This window comes from Streptomyces bambusae, from assembly GCF_019400985.1.
GTDB lineage: Bacteria > Actinomycetota > Actinomycetes > Streptomycetales > Streptomycetaceae > Streptomyces > Streptomyces bambusae_A.
Genome location: NZ_WTFF01000033.1, coordinates 25,707 through 33,957, shown reverse-complemented (window position 1 = coordinate 33,957; position 8,251 = coordinate 25,707). Strand labels below are relative to the sequence as shown.

General features: G+C 69.5%; 11 protein-coding genes. 5 read left to right on the top strand and 6 right to left on the bottom strand.

The features are described from left to right. Positions 1 to 267: 267 nt before the first annotated feature. A complete protein-coding gene (locus tag GPJ59_RS07880) occupies positions 268 to 777 on the top strand; it encodes a DinB family protein (protein WP_219665739.1) in 510 nt (169 codons plus the stop codon). Between the two features lie 154 nt (positions 778 to 931). On the opposite strand, the gene GPJ59_RS07875 is transcribed toward GPJ59_RS07880, so the two are convergent. Then, positions 932 to 1,663 (bottom strand): siderophore-interacting protein, encoded by a 732-nt coding sequence (locus GPJ59_RS07875; protein ID WP_219665737.1) that lies wholly within the window; start codon positions 1,661 to 1,663, stop codon positions 932 to 934. Between the two features lie 49 nt (positions 1,664 to 1,712). Here GPJ59_RS07875 and GPJ59_RS07870 point away from each other — a divergent pair, with 49 nt between their 5' ends. The 4 genes from GPJ59_RS07870 to GPJ59_RS07855 all read left to right on the top strand — a co-directional run bounded on the left by GPJ59_RS07870 (position 1,713) and on the right by GPJ59_RS07855 (position 5,615). Next, positions 1,713 to 3,860: a penicillin acylase family protein gene (locus GPJ59_RS07870; protein WP_219665736.1), complete on the top strand. Its 2,148-nt coding sequence runs from the start codon at positions 1,713 to 1,715 to the stop codon at positions 3,858 to 3,860. Next, positions 3,857 to 4,453, top strand: coding sequence for a GNAT family N-acetyltransferase (locus GPJ59_RS07865; RefSeq protein WP_219665735.1), 597 nt, complete (start codon positions 3,857 to 3,859; stop codon positions 4,451 to 4,453). Before GPJ59_RS07870 ends, GPJ59_RS07865 begins: the two co-directional genes overlap by 4 nt. A 104-nt stretch (positions 4,454 to 4,557) precedes the next feature. Next, on the top strand, positions 4,558 to 5,382 hold the full coding sequence (locus GPJ59_RS07860) for a helix-turn-helix domain-containing protein (RefSeq protein WP_219665734.1): 825 nt from the start codon (positions 4,558 to 4,560) through the stop codon (positions 5,380 to 5,382). Further along, positions 5,379 to 5,615, top strand: coding sequence for a DUF397 domain-containing protein (locus GPJ59_RS07855; protein ID WP_219665733.1), 237 nt, complete (start codon positions 5,379 to 5,381; stop codon positions 5,613 to 5,615). Before GPJ59_RS07860 ends, GPJ59_RS07855 begins: the two co-directional genes overlap by 4 nt. Here the strand turns inward: GPJ59_RS07855 and GPJ59_RS07850 are convergent. The 5 genes from GPJ59_RS07850 to GPJ59_RS07830 form a co-directional block, all read right to left on the bottom strand. Further along, the gene (locus GPJ59_RS07850) at positions 5,604 to 5,912 is read right to left on the bottom strand and encodes a colicin immunity domain-containing protein (RefSeq protein WP_219665732.1); all 309 of its coding nucleotides are present in this window, start codon (positions 5,910 to 5,912) and stop codon (positions 5,604 to 5,606) included. The two genes, GPJ59_RS07855 and GPJ59_RS07850, sit on opposite strands and share 12 nt — an antisense overlap. A 367-nt stretch (positions 5,913 to 6,279) precedes the next feature. Further along, entirely contained in the window at positions 6,280 to 6,480 is a 201-nt protein-coding gene (locus GPJ59_RS37205; RefSeq protein ID WP_258024025.1) for a hypothetical protein, read from the bottom strand. Positions 6,481 to 6,741: 261 nt separating this feature from the next. Further along, positions 6,742 to 7,062, bottom strand: coding sequence for a hypothetical protein (locus GPJ59_RS07840; protein ID WP_219665731.1), 321 nt, complete (start codon positions 7,060 to 7,062; stop codon positions 6,742 to 6,744). A gap of 201 nt (positions 7,063 to 7,263) precedes the next feature. Further along, positions 7,264 to 7,632 (bottom strand): hypothetical protein, encoded by a 369-nt coding sequence (locus tag GPJ59_RS07835; RefSeq protein ID WP_219665730.1) that lies wholly within the window; start codon positions 7,630 to 7,632, stop codon positions 7,264 to 7,266. Between the two features lie 233 nt (positions 7,633 to 7,865). Beyond that, entirely contained in the window at positions 7,866 to 8,210 is a 345-nt protein-coding gene (locus tag GPJ59_RS07830; protein WP_219665729.1) for a hypothetical protein, read from the bottom strand. Between the last annotated feature and the right edge of the window lie 41 nt (positions 8,211 to 8,251).

Below are 8,251 nucleotides of genomic sequence, written 5' to 3'. Positions count from 1 at the left end.
GTCGGGAGCTGCGCACCCACGCCCGGTCAGGAGCCGCCCCCAGCCCCGCCCGACGCCTGCGGCGCAGCCGCGAAAACCGGGCCAGGGGCCGCGGAAGCCGGAGCCGGACGGGGCACGGAGCCGGGGCGGACGCAGCCGCGGCGGACGAGCAGCCCGGAAGGACCGGGGCCGTACGCGACCGCAGCGGCCGGGCCCCGGCGGGCCCCGCCAGAGTCGGCCGGCCCCGGCCGCCGTCACCCCGCCCCGCCGGGCAGCCCTGGCATGATCATGGTCATGGATGACCGTATCGGCCCCCCGCTGACGGGCGGCCAGCGCGAGACGCTGCGCGCGTTCCTCGACTACCACCGGGCCACCCTCGCCATGAAGTGCCGCGACCTGAGCGACGACGAGCTGCGGCAGCGGTCCATGCCGCCGTCCACCCTGTCGCTGCTCGGCCTCGTCCGGCACATGGCCGAGGTCGAACGCCACTGGTTCCGCCGCGTCATCGGCGGCGAGGACCTCCCGCACGTGTGGTCCCACACCTCGGACTTCCAGGCGGCCTACGACGCCTCCGGCTCCACCCGCGCCGAGGCCTTCGCCGCCTGGGAGGCCGAGGTCGCCCACGCCCGCCGTATCGAGGCCGACGCGGAGTCCCTGGACGTCACGGGCTACGCCGCCGGCTGGGAGGCCGACGTGTCGCTCCGGCTGGTCGTCCTCCACCTGATCCACGAGTACGCCCGCCACAACGGCCACGCCGACCTCCTCCGCGAAGGCATCGACGGCACGGTCGGCGCGTAGCCGCAACCACAGCCGCCGTCGCTACCGCAGCCCCGCCGGGCGGCGGCCGCGACGGGCGCGACCCCCGGCACGGGACACGGCACAGGACGCATTGGCCGGAAGGCGGGAGGCGGCAACCGGGAGGCGGTGACCAGGCCGCGCCAATCCGCCTGGGCTACGCCGCCCGCCAGTACCCCAGCGAGTTCACCCGCTGCTTCGGCAACCCCAGCTCCTTGCGCAGGTAGCCCGTCAGCGTCCGCGTCGTCGCCGTGTCGCAGGCCAGCCAGACGTACGCCGTCGCCGGGTCCGCGACCAGCTCCGGCAGCTGGGCCTTGACCTGTTCGACCAGCGAGCCGTCGGCGCGGGCGACCCTGCGTACGTCGTGCCGTGCGGAGTCGGCGCGCAGCGGGAGCAGCTCGTCCGAGGCGTGCTGCGTCTCGAACCAGACCGTGGCCGGGGTCTGCGGGTACGCGTCCAGCAGCGAGTTGATCGCCGGCAGCGACGCCGGGTCCCCGATCACCAGCAGCAGCTCGGGCTCCGGCGAGGGCCGCTCGAAGCCCGTCCCCTGGACGGTGGCCTCGATGGTGTCGCCCGGCGCGGCGGCCAGCGCCCACCGGCTCGCGACGCCGTCGTGCAGGGCGAACTCCAGCGAAAAGGTGCCGGCCACCGGGTCCGGATCGACCAGGGTGTACGCGCGCTGGTGGGGCTTGCCCCCGTTCTCGAACCACAGCCGCACCCACATCGTCGGGTGCAGCGAATCCCCCGCCGCCGCCAGCAGGCCGCCGTCCGACAGGTGCACGCGCCGGAAGTGCTCCGTCACGTCCTGCGCCCCCGTCACCGTGAAGGTGAAGTCCTTGCCCCTCAGGAGCTTGAGGACCACTCCCTCCCAGCCCTTGCCGCCCGCCATCGGTCTCCCCTTCCGCATGCATATAGTTAGGTCAGCCTAACCTAAGCGCATGGGGAGCACCGTGAGCAGCAGCACCCGGGTCCACGGGGACCGCCAGGACTTCGAAGTCCACCGCGACGCCTACGGCGTCCCCCACCTCCGCGCCGCCGACCACCTCACCCTCGCCTACGCCCAGGGCCACGTCACCGCCCGCGACCGCGCCTGGCAGCTGGAGGTCGAGCGCCACCGCGCACTCGGCTCCACCGCCTCCTTCCTCGGCCCGGACGCCGTCCCCTGGGACCGCTTCGCCCGCCAGGTCCGCCTCGACGACACCGCCCGCCGCTGCTACGAGGCCCTCGACGCCGACACCGCCGCCTGGGTCCGCGCGTACGCCGCCGGAGTCGGCGCCGGCCTCGCCGAAGACGCCGCGCGCGACCCGCGGTTCGCCGCGACCGGACTCGAACCCGCCCCCTGGCAGCCCTGGTTCCCGCTCGGCATCTGGCTCTCCACCCACATCCTCTTCGCCGGCTTCCCCACCAAGATGTGGCGCGACCGCGTCGGCCGCGCCCTCGGCGACGAGGCCCTCACCCTCTTCGCCACCGACGGCCCCGGCACCGCCGGCAGCAACGGCTGGCTCGTACCCGGTGACCGGACCTCCACCGGAGCGGCGATCATCGCCGGCGACCCGCACCGCTTCATCGAGGACCCGGGCGTCTACCAGCAGATCCGCCTGGCCTGCCCCGAGTACGACGTCGTCGGCCTCGCCGTCCCCGGCGTCCCGGGGCTCGGCCACTTCGGCCACACCGGCACCGCCGCCTGGGCCATCACCAACGCCATGGCCGACTACCAGGACCTCTACGTCGAGCAGCTCCGCCGCGACCCCGACGGCACGGTCCACGCCCTCGGCCCCGACGGCGCATGGCACCCCGTCCACCGGCACACCGAGACCATCACGGTCGCCGCCAACGCTACGGACGTGGAGGCGGAGGCGGCAGAGACGGAGGCGGCAGAGACGGAGGCAGAGGTAGAGGTAGAGATAGAGGTAGAGATCCTGGAGACCGACCGCGGCCCGGTGATCGTCGACACCCCCGAGCAGACCCTCAGCCTGCGCTACCCGCCCCGGGTCCGCGCCGACCTCGGGTTCGCCGCCCTGCCCGCCCTCCTGCGCGCCCGTACCGTCGCCGACATCGACCGCGCCGTCGACGCCTGGGTGGAGCCCGTCAACGTCGTCCACGCCGCCGACACCGCCGGCGGCCTGCTGCACCGGGTCGCGGGCGCCGTCCCGGTCCGTCACCGCACCAACCGGCTGCGCCCCGTCCCCGCCTGGGACCCCGCGTACGCCTGGCAGGGCTGGGCCGACATGCCCGCCGAGCCGGTGCAGGGCTTCGCCGTCATGGCCAACGCCCGCGGCATCGCCTCGCCCCTGGGCGTCGAGTTCGCCCCGCCGCACCGGGCCGACCGCATCCGCGAACTGCTCAGCGGCTCGGCCGACTGGTCCGCCCCTGACATGGCCGCCGTCCACAACGACAACCACCTCGCCTCCGCCGCCCCCGTCCTCGCCCTCCTGGCCACCCTCTCCGGCCTCACCCCCGCCGCGGAGAACCTCCGCCGCCGCCTCCTGGCCTGGGACCGGCGCATGGAGGCCGACAGCACCGACGCGGCCGCCTTCGCCGCGCTGCGCACCGCGTTCGCCCGCCGCCTCGCCGGCGACGCGGAGTTCAAGGAACTCACCGACCCGCCGGCCGGCCCGGAGGTCTTCCACCCCTGGCTCCACCTGCTGCCGCGCATCGGCTACGCACTGGAGGGCCTGCTGACCACCCCCCTCCTCCCCCGGCTCGACCGCACCGGCCACCTGCGCGGAGCCCTGGAGGACATCGCGGGCCAGCCGCACGACACCCCGTGGTCCGCGTCCCACCGCCTCGCGCCCTGGCAGGCCCTCCCGGACCCCGGGGCCGCCTGGCCGGGCCTGGCCGGCGACCACGACTGCGTCAACGCCTCCTCCTCGGTCCCCGGGGTCACCGACCTCGCCGCCCGCGGCTCGGCCGCCCGCTACGTCTGGGACCTCGCCCGCCGCGAGGACAGCCTCTGGGTGGTCCCCCTCGGCGCCGACGGCGTCACCGGCACCGCCCACCACCTCGACCAACTCCCGCTCTGGGCGCGGGGCGAACTCGTCCCCGTCGTCACGGACTGGACCAAGCTCACAAAGGAATCCGCATGACCGACACCGGCACCTCCGTCAGACAGCCCGTCTTCGCCCGCGGCGTCGACGGCTTCGGCACCATCACCATCACCCCCGTCGACCCGGCCGCCGACTCCGCGCTGATCCACTCCTGGGTCGTCCAGGAACGGGCGCGCTTCTGGGGCATGGCGGAGGCGAGCCGCGAGCTGGTCCAGGAGATCTACGAGGACGTCGACCGCCGCGACACCCACCACGCCTTCCTCGCCCGCCGCGACGGGCACCCGGTCGCCCTCTTCCAGACGTACGACTGCGCGGAGGACCGGGTCAGCGAGTGCTACGAGGTCCGGCCCGGCGACGTAGGCGTCCACCTGCTGATCGGCCCGACGGCGGACGGGACACCCGAACCCGGCTTCAGCGGCACCCTGGTGAACACCTTCCTCGCCTACGTCACCACCCTCCCCGGCACCCACCGCATCGTGGCCGAACCGGACGCCTCCAACGCCAAGGCCATCGCCCGCCTGGAACGCACGGGCTTCACCCTGGGCCCGGAGATCGACCTCCCGGAAATCGACCTCCCGGAGGTCCACCTGCCGGCGAAGCGGGCCCGACTGGCGTTCCTCCCGGTGCACTGAGCGGGAGCCCGTGGACCCGTACGCCGCCCGTACCACGCAATTTGTACGGGCGATGTACGGGTGGAAAGTGCGTCGGGCGGGTCGTTTCGGGGCATTGCACGTCCATGCGTCAAACGAACAGGCCGCAGCGCAATGCCACTTGGCAAGTCATCGGCGCCCTGCAGGGCCACCTCCGCAAGAACGCCGGCTACACGCAGGAGCGGCTGGCCGAGCAGCTCAACATCGACGCCGAGACGATCGCGTCCATCGAGCAGGGCCGCCGGCTACTCCAGCCGAAGCTGGCGGCCCAGCTGGACGAACTCATGGCAACGGGCGGGTCGCTGACGGCCTCGCTGGCGAAGGTGCCGGTGCGGGAGCGGTATCCGGCGTTCGTGCGGAATTACATCGAGCACGAGCAGGAGGCCTTGAGTCTTCTTTGGTACGAGACGCAAGTGGTGCCGGGGCTGCTCCAGACCCAGGACTACGCGGCGGCTGTCATCGGTTGCGTCTACCCGCCCCTCACTGCCGAGGAGACAGAACAGCGGCTCCGGGCACGACTGGACCGCCAGGCAATCCTCAATCGCAAGCCGTGGCCGCCGTTCATGCACGTGATCATCGAGGAAGCGGTACTTCACCGTCCCGTCGGCGGCCAGGAGGTGCTCCGAGGACAGTTGCGACACCTACGTGAAGCGGCCGAACTTCCGTATCTCGGCTTCCAGGTCATGCCGACGGCCGTCGGGGCGCACCACGCCCTCGACGGCCCGATGATCCTGCTCCAGACCCCTGAGCACGAAACACTCGCCTACCTGGAAGGCCAGCGGGTGAGCTACCTCCAGGACGACCCCGACGAGGTCCATATTCTCCAACTCAAGTATGGGATGCTGCGTTCTCAGGCCCTCTCCGTAGAGAGAAGCAAGGGTCTGCTGGACGACCTGCTAGGAGAGTCATGACCGGCGCACTGACCTGGTTCAAGTCGAGCTACAGCGGCAGCGAGGGTGGCGCCTGCGTCGAAGTCGCCTACGACTGGCGGAAGTCGAGCTACAGCGGGGACTCCGGCGGCGACTGCGTCGAGGTCGCCGCGCACCCCACGGCCATCCACATCCGCGACTCGAAGAACACCGACGGCCCGGTCCTCACAGTGTCCCCGACCACCTGGACCACATTCCTCACCTCAGCCCGCTGACGAAGGACCCCGCCCACGCCGGGCGTCGGCACGGTGCCGGTCTTCGGACGCCCGGAACGCTTCCCAGGCCGCGCGCACGGCGGCCTTGAGTCCGGCATCGTCGAGATCCCCGGGTTCGGCGAATGCGGGATCGACCTCGTAGTCCTCAAGGATCATGAACACCTGGTCGAAGAGATCGCCGAGTGCCCCCTGGACCCGTTCGCCGTTCGCCTGGGAAGCACGACGGGCTTCCCACCAGCCGTGTGCGAAGTCCGGTGCGCCGCAGGACCCGTCGGCGAACGCGTCCAGCAGCGCCACTTGTCGCGCCGCCGCACTCGCCGGGTCGACGTCGCCGCCGCCATGAATGCGGCCGTTCCCGCGATCAATGCGTAGCCCGATTCGGGAAAGAAAACGGCTCCTTGCAGGTCCGGCGTGCACAGCATGAATGGCGGATGGATGTCCATTCCCTCCACGTGGGTGGACAAAGTGGACGTCGTGCCGGCGAGGTATGTGGCAAGGACGTACGGTGCCCCGACCGCGCGGCATCCGGCCGTGATCCGTTGGGCGAGTGCTGCGTCGAGCTGTACGCCCGCAGGCACCGGGACCACCGTTTTGTCCCGCAGCCAGGACGGGGCGAAAGCACCGTCCGAGCCGAGCACAGCTTCCCAGGTCCCCACTGCGGCCCTCAGGACCCGGCGCCGCGCACGGCGACGAACCCCACGACGGGGCCGTCAACTGTGTCGGCGACCGCCACATCGAAGGCACGCCCAGGAAACGCCCGCGCGAGCGCCAGCCGCCAGCAGGCCGCGATGTCCTCGGCCAGCGCCAGGGCGGTTGAGGCGGAGTCGAATTCGATGTACTGCCACAGCCTGAACTGGTTCAGCACGCCTTCGATGGCAGTCGCGTCCCCTCATAGCTGCGACGTCCACTGCCGGAAGTTGTCGGGTCATAGGCACGATCCCACAGGACACACCCGTCGACCTCCATAAAGGAAGGGAGGAAGACACGCGACATCGCTACCCACTCGGCCATCCCCACTCGCTGCGCAAGGAAATCAAGATAGCCGACCCCACCCCCGACCGCCGCAGTCCATTCCCTGATCTCCGCGCCTTCCATCGGATCCATGTGATCTTCTCCTGTACTTTATTCAATCATTCAGGACGGCGTCGAGATGCTCGGAAAGAGTTTCAGGGATCTCGGATGTCTTAATGGTGCACAGAACGCCAACTGTCTCGCTGTCTGCGAATCTTCCCAGTTGGATGATTGCGTTCAGTTGCGCCTCCAAGCAGGCCGGGTCATGCTCACACGCAGCGGCGGTGGCGAGTACTCCCGTGACGAGTTTCCCCTCAGCTGGCCCCAGGTGCTCTGCCCAGTCCGTTGCCTCGTCCGCTGCTCGGGTGCGGCGCTCGGCGGATGGATCCGTGAGCCGCCGAATCAGGTCGAGTAGCTGGTCGGGCTTTACCGTCACGGCGTTTCCTGCCTCAGTAAGGGGGTGTGAATGCTGCGGGCCACGGGATGTGAGTGTTGTTTGCCCGCGCCAGGGCTGCAATGTCGACTGTTCAGGTTGTGGATCTATCGATAGTAAAGGCTTCCAGGGTGACCGATCACCTCAGTGAGCAGCGATCACCGCTGGCGAATCGAGGGTATTCCTTCTGCCTCAAAAGCCCCCTCAAAGCGAATAGGGATAGAGATCGATCCGGGGGACGCGGAACGTGATCCTTTGGTGTGGCGAGGGGGTGGGCGGGCCAAGCTCTACTAGCACGATGTCGGATGCCACGCGGATTGCAGCGACTCCATCATCGCTAATGGATTCCACAGTTCCACATACTGCCAGGGGCGCACCGAGCGACCCTTCCAGCGACTCGGCAACGTCCACCGCCGTCCACTTCTCGATCACATCCGGAATATCCAATTCCACATTCGCCGGGCCAAGTTGCGGAGGCTCATCACCTCGCCACGTCCCCCAAGCCTCACCCAGAGGTCCCGAAAAGACGACGCGACGGCTTTGCCCGATCAGGCTGCTGATAATCACGTTCATTACTTCAACCCCAGCGGGACTCGAACCACGCCAGACCAAGTCGCCGCATCACCCTCCTTGAGTAAGAGGTCGCGGACAAACGGGGTGAGCTCGAAGAACGGTCAGAAGAGCTGGAAGCGGCTGGGCAGCAAACCGCGCGAACTGACCCGCCCCCCTCAACACACCGGCCGTGACCATCCAGCCTGGCCAACGTGACCCACTCCCCCACTCTCACGCCGATTTCTTACAGAACCTCAGCAGATCAGGGTGCGTTCCGAAATGGACACATGGGGAAAGATTTGAACCTCAAGGTTCCCTACTGTGTCCTGGGTGCTGAATTCCATGACCAGCTTGGACGACTCGGGGCTGTCCACGATGCGAAGGAGCGTCGCCCCCTCACGAAAGGTGCTGAAATGGCCGCCTCCTGCAGTCGGATGCCAGGATACGGCGATGGACCGACCTACAACATCGTAGGAAAATTCGAGTTCCCCATCGACCACTTCGGAAAAATCTAGTTTGCGCTGATAGTCACCCACGGCGATCGGGGCAACACCGAACACCTCGGGAAACTGCTGCGGCTCTGGTGTAGCGAAAGTCACGGAACCTCCAACTTGACTATTTCGGTGCGAGCTGTAACGTC

What these genes read in the sequence shown, in the direction of transcription:
- GPJ59_RS07875 (WP_219665737.1), bottom strand. Translation starts at nt 1,663, where the DNA reads ATGGCGGGCGGCAAGGGCTGGGAGGGAGTGGTCCTCAAGCTCCTGAGG.
- GPJ59_RS07870 (WP_219665736.1), top strand. Translation starts at nt 1,713, where the DNA reads ATGGGGAGCACCGTGAGCAGCAGCACCCGGGTCCACGGGGACCGCCAG.
- GPJ59_RS07855 (WP_219665733.1), top strand. Translation starts at nt 5,379, where the DNA reads ATGACCGGCGCACTGACCTGGTTCAAGTCGAGCTACAGCGGCAGCGAG.
- GPJ59_RS07860 (WP_219665734.1), top strand. Translation starts at nt 4,558, where the DNA reads ATGCGTCAAACGAACAGGCCGCAGCGCAATGCCACTTGGCAAGTCATC.
- GPJ59_RS07880 (WP_219665739.1), top strand. Translation starts at nt 268, where the DNA reads ATGGTCATGGATGACCGTATCGGCCCCCCGCTGACGGGCGGCCAGCGC.
- GPJ59_RS07865 (WP_219665735.1), top strand. Translation starts at nt 3,857, where the DNA reads ATGACCGACACCGGCACCTCCGTCAGACAGCCCGTCTTCGCCCGCGGC.
- GPJ59_RS07835 (WP_219665730.1), bottom strand. Translation starts at nt 7,632, where the DNA reads ATGAACGTGATTATCAGCAGCCTGATCGGGCAAAGCCGTCGCGTCGTC.